This is a genomic window from Blastocatellia bacterium (genome assembly GCA_035275065.1).
In the GTDB taxonomy this organism is placed as follows: Bacteria; Acidobacteriota; Blastocatellia; order UBA7656; family UBA7656; genus DATENM01.
This window is the reverse complement of the sequence record DATENM010000153.1, coordinates 172,718-189,456: the sequence shown is the minus strand read 5'-3', so window position 1 is coordinate 189,456 and position 16,739 is coordinate 172,718. Positions and strand designations below refer to the sequence as shown.

At 62.3% G+C, this 16,739-nt stretch carries 14 protein-coding genes; 1 reads left to right on the top strand and 13 read right to left on the bottom strand.

Going from position 1 to position 16,739, the window contains the following annotated elements; genetic code table 11:
* Window positions 1–32: 32 nt before the first annotated feature.
* The 13 genes from VJ464_28845 to rplU form a co-directional block, all read right to left on the bottom strand.
* Window positions 33–1,646 (bottom strand): M28 family peptidase, encoded by a 1,614-nt coding sequence (locus tag VJ464_28845; GenBank protein ID HKQ09166.1) that lies wholly within the window; start codon window positions 1,644–1,646, stop codon window positions 33–35.
* A 76-nt stretch (window positions 1,647–1,722) separates the two neighbouring features.
* Window positions 1,723–3,018: a pitrilysin family protein gene (locus VJ464_28840; protein HKQ09165.1), complete on the bottom strand. Its 1,296-nt coding sequence runs from the start codon at window positions 3,016–3,018 to the stop codon at window positions 1,723–1,725.
* Complete coding sequence (locus VJ464_28835) at window positions 3,005–4,363, bottom strand: pitrilysin family protein (GenBank protein HKQ09164.1); 1,359 nt, start codon at window positions 4,361–4,363, stop codon at window positions 3,005–3,007. Before VJ464_28835 ends, VJ464_28840 begins: the two co-directional genes overlap by 14 nt.
* Window positions 4,364–4,579: 216 nt before the next feature.
* Complete coding sequence (locus VJ464_28830) at window positions 4,580–8,587, bottom strand: carboxypeptidase regulatory-like domain-containing protein (GenBank protein ID HKQ09163.1); 4,008 nt, start codon at window positions 8,585–8,587, stop codon at window positions 4,580–4,582.
* A 228-nt stretch (window positions 8,588–8,815) separates the two neighbouring features.
* On the bottom strand, window positions 8,816–9,676 hold the full coding sequence (locus tag VJ464_28825) for a double zinc ribbon domain-containing protein (GenBank protein ID HKQ09162.1): 861 nt from the start codon (window positions 9,674–9,676) through the stop codon (window positions 8,816–8,818).
* Window positions 9,677–9,983: 307 nt separating this feature from the next.
* Window positions 9,984–10,349 carry a TraR/DksA family transcriptional regulator gene (locus tag VJ464_28820; protein ID HKQ09161.1) on the bottom strand — a complete coding sequence of 122 codons (366 nt, stop codon included), beginning with the start codon at window positions 10,347–10,349 and terminating at the stop codon, window positions 9,984–9,986.
* A 105-nt stretch (window positions 10,350–10,454) separates the two neighbouring features.
* A complete protein-coding gene (locus VJ464_28815) occupies window positions 10,455–10,916 on the bottom strand; it encodes a 23S rRNA (pseudouridine(1915)-N(3))-methyltransferase RlmH (protein ID HKQ09160.1) in 462 nt (153 codons plus the stop codon).
* Between the two features lie 99 nt (window positions 10,917–11,015).
* Window positions 11,016–11,969 (bottom strand): sigma-54 dependent transcriptional regulator, encoded by a 954-nt coding sequence (locus VJ464_28810; protein HKQ09159.1) that lies wholly within the window; start codon window positions 11,967–11,969, stop codon window positions 11,016–11,018.
* Between the two features lie 125 nt (window positions 11,970–12,094).
* Window positions 12,095–12,499 carry a ribosome silencing factor gene (gene rsfS / locus VJ464_28805; GenBank protein ID HKQ09158.1) on the bottom strand — a complete coding sequence of 135 codons (405 nt, stop codon included), beginning with the start codon at window positions 12,497–12,499 and terminating at the stop codon, window positions 12,095–12,097.
* Window positions 12,496–13,155 carry a nicotinate-nucleotide adenylyltransferase gene (gene nadD / locus VJ464_28800; protein HKQ09157.1) on the bottom strand — a complete coding sequence of 220 codons (660 nt, stop codon included), beginning with the start codon at window positions 13,153–13,155 and terminating at the stop codon, window positions 12,496–12,498. Before nadD ends, rsfS begins: the two co-directional genes overlap by 4 nt.
* Window positions 13,152–14,183 carry a GTPase ObgE gene (obgE, locus tag VJ464_28795; GenBank protein HKQ09156.1) on the bottom strand — a complete coding sequence of 344 codons (1,032 nt, stop codon included), beginning with the start codon at window positions 14,181–14,183 and terminating at the stop codon, window positions 13,152–13,154. The genes nadD and obgE overlap by 4 nt, the downstream gene beginning before the upstream one ends.
* A 72-nt stretch (window positions 14,184–14,255) precedes the next feature.
* The gene (gene rpmA / locus VJ464_28790; GenBank protein ID HKQ09155.1) at window positions 14,256–14,513 is read right to left on the bottom strand and encodes a 50S ribosomal protein L27; all 258 of its coding nucleotides are present in this window, start codon (window positions 14,511–14,513) and stop codon (window positions 14,256–14,258) included.
* A 70-nt stretch (window positions 14,514–14,583) separates the two neighbouring features.
* On the bottom strand, window positions 14,584–14,946 hold the full coding sequence (gene rplU, locus VJ464_28785) for a 50S ribosomal protein L21 (GenBank protein HKQ09154.1): 363 nt from the start codon (window positions 14,944–14,946) through the stop codon (window positions 14,584–14,586).
* A gap of 204 nt (window positions 14,947–15,150) precedes the next feature.
* Here rplU and serA point away from each other — a divergent pair, with 204 nt between their 5' ends.
* On the top strand, window positions 15,151–16,731 hold the full coding sequence (serA, locus tag VJ464_28780) for a phosphoglycerate dehydrogenase (GenBank protein ID HKQ09153.1): 1,581 nt from the start codon (window positions 15,151–15,153) through the stop codon (window positions 16,729–16,731).
* Window positions 16,732–16,739 lie beyond the last annotated feature (8 nt).

Genomic DNA, 16,739 nt, shown 5'->3' with positions numbered 1-16,739 from the left:
GCAATGGCGGCGGCGCTCAGCCGCCATTGCCACTATCTGGCCGCCGAGCGCGCCGCCGCTTTATCCACGACGACGCGGTGATCGAGATTGGCCACGCGCCAGCCTGTCGCAAAGACCATGCGGGCGATGTGCTCCATCTTCTCGAAGTCAATCTTGTCGACGTCGTCGGTCGTGCGATGATAGTCGCGGTGCAGTCCGGTGAAATAAAAAATCACCGGCACGCCATGCTTGGCGTAGTTGTAATGATCCGAGCGGTAATAGAGTCGCTCCGGGTGCTTCTCGTCGTTGTAGCGATAATCGAATTTGAGGTGCGCCATCTCGTTGTCGGTCGCCTCGCTCAGCCTGTGCAGCTCACTCGACAACTTGTCCGAGCCGATCAAATAAACCGTGTCTTTATCTGAAAGCTCGCGGTCACGCGGGTCTGTGTCGCCGTCGGGTTTGGTGCGACCAATCATGTCTATATTGAAGTCGGCGACCAGTTGCGCCATCGGGATGACCGGCGCGTAATCCGTATTATATTCCGAGCCGAACAGCCCCAGCTCTTCACCTGTGTGGAAGATGATGAGGATGCTGCGCCGCGGGCGCGGGCCAACGGTGAACGCTTGAGCAATCTCTAAGACCGAGACCGTGCCTGAGCCGTCATCGTCGGCGCCGTTGTAGACTTCACCGTTGTCCGTCGTCTTTAAATGGTCGTAGTGGGCGCTGAAGACAACGTATTCGTCTTTCAGCTTCGGGTCAGCGCCTTCGAGGATGCCGACGACGTTCTGTGCCGGCGGCGCTTCTTTAACCGTGGCCTTCAGCTTGACATCCGTATGCGCCGGCACGGCCATCGGCGGCGCCGCCTTGCCCGACGGCTGCAAGTAAGATGGCTCTTTGCCCATCGCTTTGGCGATGGCGTTGATCAGCAGCGGCCCGGCGGCAATCGATGGAAAGGGTTTGCCCTCGGCCGTCGGCAGCGGCGGCAGGCCAAGCTGGTCGGGGTGACCCAGAAAGGCTTTCATCTGGTTCCACTCGGCGATCATCGGCTTTGGCAGGATGCCGATTGCGCCAATTGCGCCATGGGCCATGGCGGCGCGCTCGCCTTTTTCTTCGTCGCTGATCGTCACGCCGTTGAGGGCTTCGGGCATGTCTTCGGCAATCAGCACGACGATCTTGCCTTTGACGTCGAGGCCGGCGTAATCGTCATGCTTATTCTCCGGCGACGAGATGCCATAGCCAACAAAGACCAGATCGCCCGCGATGCTGGCGTCAACCGCCGGCGACATGAGGAAGTCATCGCCAAGCTTCAGTTCCATCGTCTGCCCCGGCGCGGTGAAGGTGACACGACTTGCCGGGTCGCCGCTGCGATAGCTTAACGGCACCTTCTGAAAGTAAGAGCCATCGCGCGCGCCGCCGCGATAACCGAACGATTCGAGCTGCGAGGCGAGATAGCGCGCCGCGATGCGGTTGCCGGGGCTGAGCGTGAAGCGCCCGCCTAGCTCATCGGAGGCAAGAAAGCTCAAATGCTTTTTCAGGTCGCGGGCCGTGATGCTGTTCAGTTCTTCGCGCGACGGCAGCGGCAGGCTCGCCGCGGCCACCGCGACGGCCAGCCACACCGCAAGCAGCGTTGCCGTCAACGCGCGTTTCAATGAATCATTCGCTCTCATGAATTATCCTTCGACGGTTGGTCTACTCGGGGCACACGGAGCAGGCGCACATCTTCGCCTCCCTCTAATGTCGGGCTTACGTTTCAGCCAGCGGGCCGACAACCACTGTCGTCAGGTGTTCGGGGTCGATGTAGGCGCGCGCCACGCGCCAGACGTCTTCAACCGTGACGGCGCGAATCAGTTGCGGATAGCGTTCGAGATAATCGAACCCCAGGCCGTAGGTTTCGGCGTCGGCAAGAAAGTCGGCAATCTGCAAGCTCTTTTGAAAGTGGAAGACAAAACTGCCGGTGAGATAATCCGCCGCCAGCTCGACTTCTTCGCTCGTCACCGGCTCTTTGACGATGCGCTCGATCTCGTTGCGCAGGCCGGCCAGCGCCAGTTGCAAGTTGTCGGGCGAGGTGCCGATGTAGGCGACGAAGCGGCCCGGATCAAGGCCGGCGCTCGACGTGATGTTGCTGTAAGTCGTATAGGCCAGGCCCATCTCATCGCGCAGGATGCGCGGGATGCGCGAGGTGAAGCCGGGGCTTGACCCTAAGATCGTGTCCAGCACCAGCAGCGTATAGTAATCCGGGTTACGCCGCTCGATGCCGCCGTGGCCGATGAAGATGTTGACCTGTTCCTTGGGCACGGCGATGAATCGCTCGATGGCCTGATGCTGGCGCGCGGGCTTTTCGACCGCGGGCAGGGCCAGCGCCCCCGACGCCGGCCACGCGCCGAAGGCGGCTTCGACCTGGGCCAGCACCGCGGCTTTATCGATGTCGCCGACGATGGCGAGCAGCGTATTGTTCGGCGTGTAGAAGCGGTGATAAAACGCCGCCATGTCGCCGCGCGTCAGGTTCTTGACCGTCGCCTCGTGGCCGACCGCCGGGCGGTGCTGCGGCGTGCCGCTGAAGACGATGTCGTTGAAGATGTCGGAAGCCAGCGTGCGCGGCAGGTCCAGGCGGCTCTTGAGCTGTGCCAGCCGCCGTGCGCGTTGCTGTTGCACCTTGTCTTCGGGAAAGGTCGCGTTCATCAACAGGTCGGCGGTGATCTCCAGGCCGAGCCCGAGGTCTTGTGACAGAAACATCGCGACGACCCCGCTCTCCTGATAATCGCCATAGGTGCCGAGCTTGCCGCCGACGGCTTCGATGGTTTCGGCGATCTGCCGGGCGCTGCGCGTCGTCGTGCCTTCATCGATCATCTCGCCGACAAGCGATGCCAGGCCCGCCTGCTCGTCCGTTTCATAGCGCGAGCCGGCGGCGACGACCGCCTTGATGGCGACCGCGGGCGTCGCATGATTTTCAGACAGCAAGACGACGAGCCCGTTGGCCAGCTCCAGGCGCTCGACGTCGAGGCGCGGTCGCGTCGCGGACTGTGTGCTAGTCGGCGGCAATCGCTTGCTCCTTTGCCGGATCAACCATGTAGCCGACCGTGCGGTTGTCTGCGGTGAAATAGTGGCTGGCGACGCGCATCACGTCTTCGGCGGTGACGGCGCGGATACGCGCAATCAGCGTGTCCAGGTAACGATAGCCGCGCTCGTCTTCCGGGATGCGCTCGTCGCTGGCGATGGTCTCGTACTGGCCCAACAGCATGGCCTGTTGCAAGGGCTCTTCGTGGCTCATGACGAGATCGGCCTCGATCTGCCGCCGCGCTTTCTCTAGCTCGGCTTCAGCGGCGGGCTCACGTTTGAGCCGATCCAGCTCGTCATAGATCGCGCCTTCGACATCACTGAGCGCGAAGCCGGGCTTCAGCTCGGCCTTGAAATAAAAGAGCGCGGGGTCAATGTGATCGTGAAAGTTGGCGCTCGCCGAAGTCACCGATTGATCACCTTCGACCAGCCGCTGATAAAGCCGCGACGACCTGCCGGTTGATAGCATCGCTTCGACGACTTGCATGACGTAAGCGTCTGAGTGAGCGACCGGCGGCGCGTGGTAAGCGATAAGCAGGCGCTCGACGGGCGTCGCTTTCTTGACGACGACGCGCTTCTCGCCGCGCTGCGGCGGCTCGTGAATGCGCAGCGCTTGCGCCTCAGGCCCGGCGGGGATCGCCGCGAACAACTCTTCGATGCGCGCCCGCGCGGCTTCGCTGTTGAAGTCGCCGACGATGACCAGCGTGGCGTTACGCGGATGATACCACTTGTCGTAATACGCCTTCATGTCGGCTCCTGTGGCCGCTTCCAGGTCATCGAGCCAGCCGACCGTCGGCCAGTGGTAAGGATGCTGGCGGAAGGCTGTGGCCCAGACTTCGTTTTCCAGCACCTCCCAGGGCCCGTCCAGGCCGATGCGCAATTCTTCTTCGACTACCTGTTTTTCGGAGGCGAACTCTTCTTCGGCAAAGCTGGTGTTGCGCATGCGGTCGGCTTCGATTTCCAGCGCCGTCTGCCAGCGGTCGGCGGCAAAGGTGAAGAAATAAGCGGTGAAGTCGAGCCAGGTGAAGGCATTGTTGGCGCCGCCGTTCTTGAGCGTCAGCAGATCGATCTCGCCCTTGGCGTACTTCTCCGTGCCTTTGAAAAGCATGTGCTCAAGAAAATGCGACTTGCCGGTCTGTCCCAGCTCTTCGTTGCGCGAGCCGACGCGATACCAGATGATCGTCGCGACCACAGGCTTGTCGTGCTGCTCTTTGGTGATGACCGTGAGACCGTTCGCGAGGGTCATCTTCTGCACGCCGCGGGTCAGAAACGATTCGTCCGGGGTTGCTGTCGGGGCGGCCTGGTCAGGCGGTGTGATCAATGAAGTCATAAAAATGAATAGCAATCGCGAATGAAAATATCAATGCGCTCTTCGACATCCTCGCGTCCGCACCTCGCAACAAAAAATTGTAGAGGCCGCCAAACGGCAGTGTCAAACGCATCGGCGGTAAGGCGCGCTAAGGCGGGCTGCCATAAAAAGCAAAAAAGCCCCGGTTGCCGTAACAACCGGGGCTCTGGAGTGAATTCGCGCTGCGATACAAACAGCTCAGAATTTGAATCGCAACTGGAACTCGATCAGGCGTCCGCCGGGATCGTTCGTTCCCGACACCGTCGGATCGCGGTAAGCGGCGCGCGTCTGGCCGAACTGGTCAGAGTTGACCGAGACGATGTGCCGCGGGTCATTGGTGCTGCCGAGGTCGCCGATGAAGAAGTTCGGGCGGTTGAAGGCGTTGAGGAACTGCACGCGGCCTTCGAAGCTCGTCTTCTCGGTGACGTGGATGCGCTTGACGATGTTGAGGTCAAAGCGCGCCGTCATCGGCCCGTAAAGGATGAGGCGGTCGCCGAGCTCGCCGGGCGTCGTCGGCGGCCCGAGGTAGGGCGCGTTCGGGTCGAGGTCTTTCAGCGTCTTGCCGCCGAGCTCGAACGCCGCCAGCGTGTTGTCGATCAGCGCTTGCGGCAGCCAGTAGACCACTCCGCGGCCAGTCACAGGGTTGGTCGTCTTGCGAATCTTGACCATGTCCTGTAGCTGTTTGAGCGAAATATTGTGCAGCACGAGGCCGGCGTCAGGCGTGTTGCCGGCAACGCTCTGGTCATAGGTGTAGCGACCGCTTTGCAGCAGCGTCGAAGGCCCGGACTGCACGGTGGCGACGCCGCCGAACTGCCAGCCTTCGAGCAGGCGACCGAGGACAGGGTTGTTGGTCGCCAGGAAGGGCTTGCCCGGCCCGACCGGCAATTCGTAAATCCAGTCAACCTTGAACGAGTGACGAATGTCCCACGGCGAGGCGGCTTTGTCTAGCCCCTGGTCGCGCAGCGTTCGCGGATTGCTGAAGACGGTCGCAGAGCTGCTGTAGGAATTCGACAGCGCTTTGGCGTACTGATAGCTGGCTTGCACCAGCAGGCCGGCGGACAGCCGCCGCCGCAGCTCGATTTGCAGCGCGTTGAAGGTCGTGTTGATGCCGTTGGTCATCACGAAAGCGCCGGCGGTCGTCTGCGGGTTGACGATGAAGAAGTTCGACACCCGCTGGCCGTTCGCCAACGTCGTGAAGGGAATCAACGAGGCGTTCATCAGGTTGGTCATGCGCGACGCCGTCGAGGCAATGTCGTTGGCCAGGTTGCCGGCCTGCCCCTGGAGCAAGCGGATCGTCGTCGTCTGGTCGGTTGACGAGCCGATGGCGGTCGTGATCAGCGGCACGTTGACCTGGCCCGGCAGCCCCGTGTTGCCATAGTTGCAGGTGCCGGAAACGTAGCTCTTCAGCGGGCCTTTTTCGAGAATCACACAGCCCGGGTTCGCCTTGGCGAAAATCGCCAGGTTGTTCTGCGCGGCCTTGAACTGGTCGAGGAAACCATTCTCGAAAATGTTGACCTCGTTGTAGTCCATCTGCCGCCACAGGTGCGTGCCGTGCGTGCCGACGTAGCGCACCTCGACCGCCGTCGCTTTGTCCAGCTCGCGCTGGAGGCCGAACGTCCACGACTGCGTGTAGCCGGGCCTGAGGCCGGGGTCGAAGTCGTTGGCGCTGGTGCCGCTGAAGGCACCCGGTATCAGCGGGAAGCGGCTGGTGTCGGCGGGCGGCTGGCGGATCGGGAAGTTGCCGTTGCGGAAGAGCACGCCGCCCGCGGTGAAGATGTCGGGCGAGATCGACGGGCTGACGTCGAGCGTGATCTTCGGCCCGTCGTTGGAGCCGAACATCGCCTCGTAGGCGTTGAAGCCTTCGCGCGTGTAGGCGATTGAATAGCCGCCGCGCAAGACGGTTCTGCCGTTCTGGCCGAAGAGCTTGCCGAGCAGCCCGCTTCTCGACTCAGGACTCCAGGCCACGCCGACCGATGGCGCGAAGTCCTTGTGGCGAGTGACGAAGGCCTTCTCTTGCGGCTCAAGCAAGCGGAAGGCGGTCGGCTTGCCGGTGAAGACGCCCGGCTTAAAGAGGTTGCCGTCGCCGGAAACGCCGAAGATGCCTTCGATGCCGACCCGCGTATAGACGTGATTGTCGTTGAGCGGCGACGGATCGATCTCCCAGCGCAGGCCATAGTTCAGCGTCAGGTTCGGCCTCAGCTTCCACGAATCCTGCGCATAGATCGCGTACTCTTGCTGGTGGCTGTACTCGTTGAGCGGTTTGAAATCAAAGCTCTGGCCGTCGAACGAGGCCGAGCGATTGATCGAGCTGACGCGCCCGGTCAGCACGGCGTAGAGCGTGCCGGCCAGCGTCCGCTGCGCCGAGGTCGAGCCGGGGAAGTTGGCCGTCGTGAAGATCGAGGTCGAGCCCGTATTGACCGGGTCGCCCGACGCCAGGCCGAGGTTGATGCGCGGGATGACCTGCGTGTCGACGCCCTGGTTGAAGGCGGCGACGCGCGTGAAGGCGACTCCCAGGTTGAGCGTGTGCGTGCCTTGCAGCATCGTCAGGTTGTCGCTCAAGCCTTTGACCGGCGTGTTGCGCCGCGACTGCGAACGGCGGTTGTAGAACGCGCCGCCGAGCGCGCCGCCAAACGACGTGCCGCTCGCCACCGCGTAGCCGCCCCAGAAGTCATACAGGCGCGGGTCGAACTCCTGGAAGAAGAGGCTGGTGCCGTTGCCAGACGAAGTGGCGCGGAGCTCGTTGACCAGCCGCTCGTTGATCGTCCAGCGCTCGGCGGCGACGAACGAGAAGGTGTTGCGGTGGACCGAGCCGGTCTGCCCCGGGTGACCAACGACGATGCCGCTGCCGGGATAGACGTTGATCTGGCCGTTCACGCCATCGGGCAGCGAGAAGTAGTGTTGGTAGTTGTGAATGAATTCGGCGTGGTGCTTGGCCGTGATGTTCCAGTCAAAGCGCGCGGTCGGGAACCATCGCTTGTTCAGGCCGGGGTCCTGGAACTGGTAATCGAGCCGGTTGTAGTCCCCTAGAGGGACGCGGCTGGTGAGCGCGCCGGCGGTATGCACATAGCCATTAATCAGGTCGAAGGCTTTGGCGATTGTCGGGTCGGGCGTGCTGGTGAAGCCCTTCGAGCCGGCGATCTGATAGAGGTTAACCTTGTGAACCGCGCCGGCCGGATCGGCATAGGTGAAGATGCCGTTGCGCGCGTCGTCGGTCAGCACCAGGATGTTGCTGTTGACCAGCAGTGAGCCGTAGGCGTTCGGCAGATCGAAATACTCGTAGTTGACGAAGAAGAACGCCTTCTCGCGGTTCTTCAACAACCCCGGAATCAGGATCGGCCCGCCGATGTTGCCGCCGTACTGGCGCAGCACAAAGGCGTCGCGCGGCAGCCCGTCAATGTTGTTGAAGTAGTAGTTGGAATTGAACGTCTTGGAGCGGTACTGCCAGAACGTGCCGCCGTGATATTCGGGCGAGCCGCTCTTGGTGACAAAGCGGACTTGCACGGCGCCTTCGCCGGCGCTCTCTGCGCCCGGCGTCGCCGTCGTCACGGTGACTTCTTGCACGGCGTCCGACTTGGCCTGGATGCTGGTGAAGAAGCCGTCCGAGCTTCTCAAGAAGTTGTCTTGAATGTTGGCGCCGTCGAGCGTCAGGTTGACCGAGCCCTTGGGCAAGCCGTTGATCGAAGAAGTGCGCGGCTTGTCGGGCGTCAACACGCCGGGCAGCGTCGTGACCAGCGTCAGCGCGTCACGAGTCGAGAACGGCAGCTCGCCGATCTGCCGACCGCTCAGGGTCGTGGCGACCGTCGCGCTTTCGGTGTGCAGCACCTCGCCGGCGGCGGTGACGACGACCTGCTCGGTAGCGCCGCCGGTTTCAAGCACGGTGTTGAGCGAGGCCACCTGCCCGACCTCAACTTTTACCCCTTTGTTGACCGTGGTCTTGAACCCCGGAGCCGTGACGGTGACGGTGTAGGTTCCAATGGATAGGGAAGGAAGATTCCAACTCCCCTCGTCGTTGGCGACAGTCTTGTACTCGCCTCTGGTCTGGTCATTGACGGCGACGATCTGGGCTTTCGGAATGAGCGCGCCCTGTGCGTCGGTGACTACGCCTGACAATCGTCCCGAAGTCGTGACCTGCGCCGGAACGGCTTGCGCCACGAGCATCAGAATCAATGACAGCAACACCAGTCGGCTGAAAAACAGCTTCTTCATAGTGTCCTCCTCAATACCTGTTCAACAGGTAGCTAGGTTATCCCTTTGTGAGCACTCTAGATTGTTTACCCTGGATTGACGAAAAGACCGGCGGTGGCGGCCATGCTGTTCCTGAGTTTCCAGATAGCTGCTTCTTGATCCCGATGCCGAGAAAGCCAGGCTTTTCGTTGCGCGCACTCTACAACGTCGCGCGGCAAAACACAAGAGGAAAGGCAAATAAAAAGAGGCTCAACGGGCGCGCCGCGCCGGCGCGGCGGCAACCACGCGGGCGACGGTCAGCACGCCGACGCGCCGCGCCCCGGCGTCCATCAGCGTACGGGCCGCCGCCGATAGCGTGCCGCCGGTCGTGAAGAGATCGTCTATGAGAAGAATTGAGGCGTTGATGACAGCGCGCCGCTCGATAACGCGGAAGGCGTCAGCGACGGAGCGGGCGCGGTCGCGGGCGTCGAGTCCGGCGCGGTGGCGCTCGGTCGGTTTGCTGCGACTTAGCATATGCGTCGCCAGCGGCAGGCGGCTATGGCGGGCGATGACGCGGGCGACGATCTCGGCTTGATTGAAGCCGCGCTCGCGCTGACGTTTCGGGTGCAGCGGCACCGGGATGATGACCTCTGCGGCGAGCACGGCTTGATGCGCGACAAAGGTCTGAGCGATCAAGCGGCGCAGCCGGCGACAGAGATGCGGATAAGACTTCAAGAAAAGGATGCTGGCTTCGAGCGCCCCTGAATAAGCGCCGCAGGCGCGCGCCGTCGTAAACTCAAGCTCGCCGCACATCCCGCATAGCGACGTGGCGAGCCCGCCGCAGGCGCGCTCGCTTATGCCGAGCCCCGCAAGCGGGTGCCCGCACTTGCCGCATAGCGCGCCGTCAAACAGCGGTGTAATTTCGGCGTCGGCCCAGCACGCATTGCAGGCGACACCGTCATCGTAGCGATCAATCATCGCGCCGCACACCCGACACTGCGCCGGGTATGCGAGCGCCGTCAGCCCGTCTTTAAGGCCACTGATTAGGCGCATCGCGTTGTGACCAGAGCCGTTTTCGATTGCGTTTGCCATGTAGCGCAAGGCGGTTAGCTTGCGCCAGGACTCGCGCAAGCTAACCGCCTTGCGCTACACCGGATTGAAAACCGCTTATCTTGAGACGCAGCCAGAGACCACGCCGGATGTCAGTGTGGGGAAGATCAAAGAGGAATCAAGCGGGCGCGCAATGTGGCGCGCCCTGGCGACCTGTGCTCGCCAGCCGGCGCGCCCTCTCTGTGCGACAGGGCGCGCCGGCTTCGGGCCAATCATTGTGCGGCGGGCGGATTCATTTTGGTTCTCTAAGAATCATTCGATGACTGCGAATAATGGTTGCTGTGGTCGGCTGCGCCTGAGGGCGGGATGCCGGGCAGGCGCGCCGCGGTTAGTCTTTTTCGGTCAAGAGCCCCTGCTCGACCAGTTCCTGGCAGCGAATGCAGTGCGGCGTCCAGGGGATGGCGTCGAGTCGCTTGGGTTGAATCTCTTCGCCGCAATTGACGCACTCGCCGTAGCCGCCGTCGGCGATGCGGTTAAGGGCTTCTTCGATCAGCCGCAGGGTGTTACGTTCGTTCGTGCTCTGTGAGAAGAGCAGCTCCTTGGTGTATGAGTTCGACGCCTTATCGGCGGGGTCCTGGCTGACTTCGCGATCCGCCTCGCGGCCATAGTCCTCTGTGCGCTCGACCATGTTAAGCAACTGGTTGCGGCGCTCAAGCAGCTTGGCCTCGTACTGTTTCAGTCTCTTCTTATCCATCGAATTCTCCTGGAAAAATAATCAAGCTTTCAACCACCGAAAAGCTCCAGGCTGCCTCCTCTATCCTGTACTTATCTGCGCCGACGCCAAGCCGGCGCGCGTCCATCACTTCTGATACGGCAGGTCGTGGAGGATCGTAAAGGCGCGATAGACCTGCTCGGTTATTAACACCCGCGCCAATTCATGCGTCAGCGTCATGCGCGACAGCGCCAGCACCATCCCGGCCCGCCGCCGCACCGCCTCTGATAACCCCTGATGCCCGCCGATGATGAAGGTCACCTGCTTGGTGCCGGTGGCGCGATGCTTTTCAACCAGCTCGGCGAGCTTGAACGAATCCATCTCGCGCCCGCGCTCGTCAAGCGCGACGACAAACCCTGCGTCACCGAGGCGCGCCAGGATGTCTTCGCCTTCGCGTTCAATGATCTGGCGCGGGTCGCTGTCGGGGCGGTCGCGCAACTCGATAATCTCGACCGGCGCGAAGTGCCGCAAGCGCCCGACGTACTCTTCGACCAGCTCCCTGATCGGCGCCCGTCGCGTCTTGCCCACCCATACGAATCGCAACTTCATAACCGGTGACGAGTGACGAGTGACAAGTGACAAGATCAAAGAACGGTCTACTGCCAGCGGATTGCTGTTTCTTTCTTGTCACATGTCACTCGTCACTCGTCACGATCCCCCGGCGTGATTCGCCTTCATCTTGCCGATGTTGTAGCGCCGCATTTTCTCGTAGAGATTCTTACGGCTGATGCCGAGAATCTCGGCGGCGCGCGTCTTGTTGCCGCGCGTATGCTCTAACACTTCGCCGATGTAAACCGCTTCCAGCTCGGCCAGCGACGGCTTGTGCGTCCGCGACTGCATCAGTCGCGCTGCCGAGCGCAAGTAATCCGGCAATTGTTCGGGCTCGATCACTTCGCGGTCGGCCCTGAGCACCGCAAGTTCTATGATGTTACGCAGCTCGCGAACATTGCCTGGGAAATCGTAGCTTTCTAAAAGGGCCAGGGTCGTCGGCGCCAGATGCATGCCGGCGCGCCCGCCGCGCGCCGCAAACTCGCGGACGAAATGCTCGGCCAGTTGCGGCATGTCTTCGATGCGGTCAATCAGGCGCGGCAGCTCGATGGTGACGACGGCCAGCCGATAATAGAGGTCACTGCGGAAAGTATGAGCGCGCACGGCGGCTTTCATATCGACGTTGGCGAGCGCCACGATGCGCACGTCAATGCGGATGCTCTGCTTGCCGCCGAGGCGCTCGAACTGGCGCTCTTCGATGACGCGCAGCAGCTTCGCCTGGGATGACGAGCTGAGGCTGGCGATCTCGTCGAGGACGAGCGTGCCGCCGTCGGCGGCCTCAAAGCGACCGGGCTTGGATTCGGTCGCGCCGGTAAATGCGCCGCGCTCGTAGCCGAACAGCTCGGATTCGAGCAGTTCTTCGGGCAGCGCCGCGCAATCGATCTTGATGTAAGGGCGGTCGTGGCGTCCGCTCTTGTCATGGATCAGGCGGGCGACCGCATCTTTGCCGACGCCTGATTCGCCGAGCACCAGGACATTGGCGTCAGCGACGGCGACGCGCTCGACCAGCTCGGCGACCTTCTGCATCGTCAGTGATAATGTGACCAGCTTCATGTGTTACGCGCGTTCCTCTTTGGGCGAAGTCTGTGGTCGTGCGGCCCGAAAATCAACCGATGAACTATGAACGATGAACGGCAAACAGTAAAGGCTTTTCGCGAGTCCGGGCCAGCGGCGCGCGTTTACGGCTTCAGGTCGGCGGGCAGCGGCACCTGTTTGGCGTCGCGCCACAGCCGTTCGAGATCGTAAAAGCGCCGCGACGCCGGGCTGAAGACGTGGGCGATAAAGTCGCCGTAATCGAGCAGCACCCATTCAGCCGCCGTGTAGCCTTCGATATGCGAGGGGCGCTTGCCGGCCTGGCGCAGGTTCTCTTCGATGGCGTCGGTGACGGCCTGCACCTGGCGCGAGTTGTTTGCCGTGCAGATCAGAAAATACTCGGTGAATTGCGCCACGTCGCGCAGGTCGAGGATGACCATATCGGCGGCCTTGCGGTCGCTGGCGGCGTGCGCGGCCAGCATCACGGCCTCTTCGGTTTCCAGCCGCGCCGGTCGCTCGACGGCGTCTTCGTTGATTGCTTTACGACTCATGATTGCCTGTACAGTGCATACTTGCTGATGTAATCCGCCACACGCGGCGGCACGTCATCGTCAATTGGCTCGCCGTCGCGCACCTTGCGCCGTATCTCGGTTGAGGAAACGTCCATGTTCACCGCATCGGTCAGGTAGACGCCGCCGGCCCGCTCCGACGCCACCGCTTCCAGGCGACCGCCGCGCAAATCGATAAGTCCCGCGGCAATGCGCGCCGGCAAATGTGTCAGGCCGATGGCGTGGCGCGGTCGCGTAATCACAATGATGTTGGCGCTGTCGAGAAGGCGCTCGGGCTCGCGCCAGAGGTGTAGCTCCTCGAACGAATCCGCGCCCATGACAAAGAGCAGACTGGCTTGCGGCCCGAACCGCTCGCGGAGCCGCTCAAGGGTCTCGAACGTGTAAGGCCGCTCGGGCGCTTCCAGCTCAATGGTCGAAACCTTGAAGCGCTGGTCATCGAGCGTCGCTATCGCCGCCATCGCATACCGATGATAAGCGTCGGCAATCACCCGCGAAGTCTTGTGCGGCGGTCGGTGCGCCGGAACGATGAGCAGCTCATCGAGAGCGAACTGATGAGCCACGGCGCGACTGACTTCGAGGTGGCCCTGATGGATCGGGTCAAAGGTGCCGCCGTAAACTCCGATGCGCCGCTCGCTCATAGGTCGGCAACCACTACGTCGCCGGCCTGGCGCATCTCTTCGACGCGCTTGCCGAGCGCGGTCACCAGCTCTTTCAATCCCTGGCCGGTGACGGCTGAGACGACAAACAGCTCAAGCCCGCGCCCGTCGCAAAACTCACGCAAGCGGCTCACCCGCTCCGGCTCGTCGAGGGCGTCCATCTTTGACGCCGCGACCAGTTGCGGCTTGCCGAGCAGGTCGGCATTGTACAACTCAAGCTCGCGGCTGATGGTCAGAAAATCCTCAACCGGATCGCGCCCCGTCGTCGAGACATCGATGACGTGCAGCAGCAGCTTGGTGCGCTCGATGTGGCGCAGGAATTCCAGACCGAGACCTGTGCCGGCGTGCGCCCCTTCGATCAAGCCGGGAATGTCGGCGACGACGAACGAATCCCAATCGCCGAAAGCGACGACGCCGAGATTCGGTTCGAGCGTGGTGAACGGGTAGTCGGCGATCTTTGGGCGCGCCGCAGAGATGCGCGAGATCAGCGTGGACTTGCCGACGTTCGGAAAGCCGACCAGCCCGACATCGGCAATCAGCTTCAATTCGAGTTGCAGCGCGCGGTTCTCACCCGGCCGCCCGTCCTCGTGATACCGCGGCGCGCGATTCGTCGAAGTCGCAAACTGCGCGTTGCCGCGCCCGCCGCGCCCACCCGCCGCCACCACGATGCGCTCGCCCGCTGTGGAAAAGTCGTGAATCAGTTCGCCGGTCTCGGCGTCGGTGACCAGCGTGCCTGCGGGAACGAGGACGATCACGTCTTCGCCGTCTTTGCCGTGGCGGTTGCTGCCTTCGCCGTGCGCGCCGCGCCCGCCGCGATATTCGGGATTGAAGCGGAATTGCAGGAGCGTGTTGAGCTGGTCGGTGGCTTCCATGTAGACCGTGCCGCCGTGACCGCCATCGCCGCCCGAAGGCCCGCCGCGCGGAACAAACTTCTCGCGCCGAAACGCCGTCACTCCGTTGCCGCCGTCGCCGCCTCTGACTATGATCCTGGCTCGGTCTAAAAACTGCATTTTATTCAGTCGTCAGTCGTCAGTGGCCAGATTAAAACCAGCTCCTGACCAGGGGCCACTGCTGACTGACCACTACTCTGCCGGATAGACGCTGATGAATTTGCCGCGGCGCCCTTTTTCTTCGAACTTGACGACGCCGGTGACCAGCGCAAACAGCGTGTCGTCCGAGCCGCGCCCGACATTGTTGCCCGGCTTGAACTTGGTGCCGCGCTGGCGAACCAGTATCTCGCCGCCCAACACCGCCTGCCCGCCGAAACGTTTTACGCCCAGTCGTTGAGCATTCGAATCGCGCCCATTGCGCGAGCTGCCTACACCTTTTTTGTGTGCCATAACCCCTCTAGTGAAGCCGGAATTCAGAATTCAAGAGTCGGAATAGAGAAGCGCGCCAGGGCGCGCTCGCCTATTCGGAGTCCGGGTTGCTGACTTCTGACTCCTGACTACGGACTTCCGTATTTTCAGACTCGTTCTGCGCGCCGATTGATTCGATGCGCACGGCAGTGAAGTTCTGCCGATGACCGTGTGTCTTCTTGTACTGCTTGCGGCGCTTTTTCTTAAAGACGATGATCTTCGTGCCGCGGCCATGCTCGACGACCGTTGCGGTCACCGGGCTGCCGCCAAGCTCGATGCTCGACCCGTCACCGGTGAGCAGCGCTTGTAGCTCGACCGAATCGCCGACCTCAGCCGTCAGAGTGGGAACGCGCACCACCTGGCCCTGACTGACCCGAAACTGTTTGCCGCCTGACTGAACGATAGCGTATGCCACAGTAGCTCCCTCCAAAAAAATCCTCTTGACGAAAGTCTCAAATTATATCCGGCGCTTTCCGTCACTGTCAACGCTTGCGCAGACCCGGCGCGCAAACAGCGCCTTGCGGTAACGGCACGTTGGCTTAGGCGCGCGCGCTCGGCTACAATCACACCTTTGCTGGAAGACGCCCGCGCGGCGTCAATTTTATCCTTGGGTGGACTTATGCGAATCCTTGTTTGTGATGGATTGGAAAAGGCTGGCGTTGATATTCTGCGCGCCGCCTCCGGCGTTCAGGTTGACGAGCGCCCGGCGATGGATAAAGACGAGCTTGCCGAAATCATCGGTGAGTATGACGGCCTCATCGTCCGCAGCAAGACGCGGGTCACGGCAGAGCTGATCGAGCGCGCGGCGCGCTTGAAGGTCGTCGGACGCGCCGGCACCGGGGTTGACAACATTGACGTAGCGGCAGCCACCCGTCGCGGCATTGTCGTGATGAACGCCGCCGCCGGCAACACCGTGACCACCGCCGAGCATACGTGGGCGCTGCTGATGGCGCTGGCGCGGCAGATTCCGCAGGCAGATGCATCGCTTAAAGGGGGCCGCTGGGAGAAGGCGCGCTTCGTCGGCATCGAGCTGATGGGCAAGACGCTCGGCGTCATCGGCCTGGGCCGCATCGGCTCGACGGTCGCCGAGCGCGCCCGCGCCTTTGGCATGACGGTCATCGCTTATGACCCGTACTTTACGGCGGAAGCGGCGCGCGACCTCGGCATCGAGATAACGACGCTTGACGAGCTCTATCCGCGCGCCGATTTCATCACCCTGCACACGCCGCTCACCGAAGAAACGCGCGGCCTCATCAACGCGGCGAGCATTGAAAAGATGAAGCCGGGCGTGCGGCTGATCAACTGTGCGCGCGGCGGCTTGATCAGCGAAGCGGCGCTAGTTGACGCCTTGCGCAATGGCAAAGTCGCGGGCGCGGCGCTCGATGTGTTTGAGAAAGAGCCGACCCCTACCGACAATCCGCTGCTCAGCTTTGATCAGGTGATTGCCACGCCGCACCTCGGCGCTTCGACTACCGAGGCGCAGCTTGGCGTCGCGACGATGATTGCCGAACAGGCGCTCGATTACCTCAAGCATGGAGCGGTGCGGGGCGCGGTCAATATGCCGGCGATGAGCGCCGAGTTGCTGGCCGCCATTGGCCCATACGTCACGCTTGGCGAAAAGCTTGGCTTGTTCCAGGGCCAGGTCTTTGGCCATGACCTGCGCGAAGTGGCGATTGAATACGCCGGCGAAGTCAGCGAGCATGACTTGCAGCCGATCACGCAAGCGATTCTCGCCGGCCTGCTCAGCCCGGTCATCGAGCGCGTCAACATGGTCAACGCCACCATTGTCGCAGAGCAGCGCGGCATCAGGGTTACTGAGTCGCGCTCGCGCAAGGCGCGCGACTTCGCCAGCATGATTCGCGTCCGCGCCGTGACCTCTGAGCGTGAGAGCGAAGTCGCCGGCGCGTTGTTCGGACGCCGCGAGGGGCGCATCGTGCGCATCAACGGCTTTAACCTCGAAGCGCTGCCCATGGGCCACATGATCTTATTGTTCAACCGTGACGAGCCGGGCGTATTGGGACGCATCGCTTCGTTCATCGGCGACCAGCGGGTCAACATCAGCCGCCTCTACCTGGGCCGCAAGAAGATCGGCGAAAATGCCATCGCGCTAATACAGATCGATCAGCCGCTCAACGAAGCCGGCCAGCGCGGCCTTGAGCAGGTGAGCGGCGTCATCTCGGTCAAACAGGTCAAGCTGTAAGCCGAGGC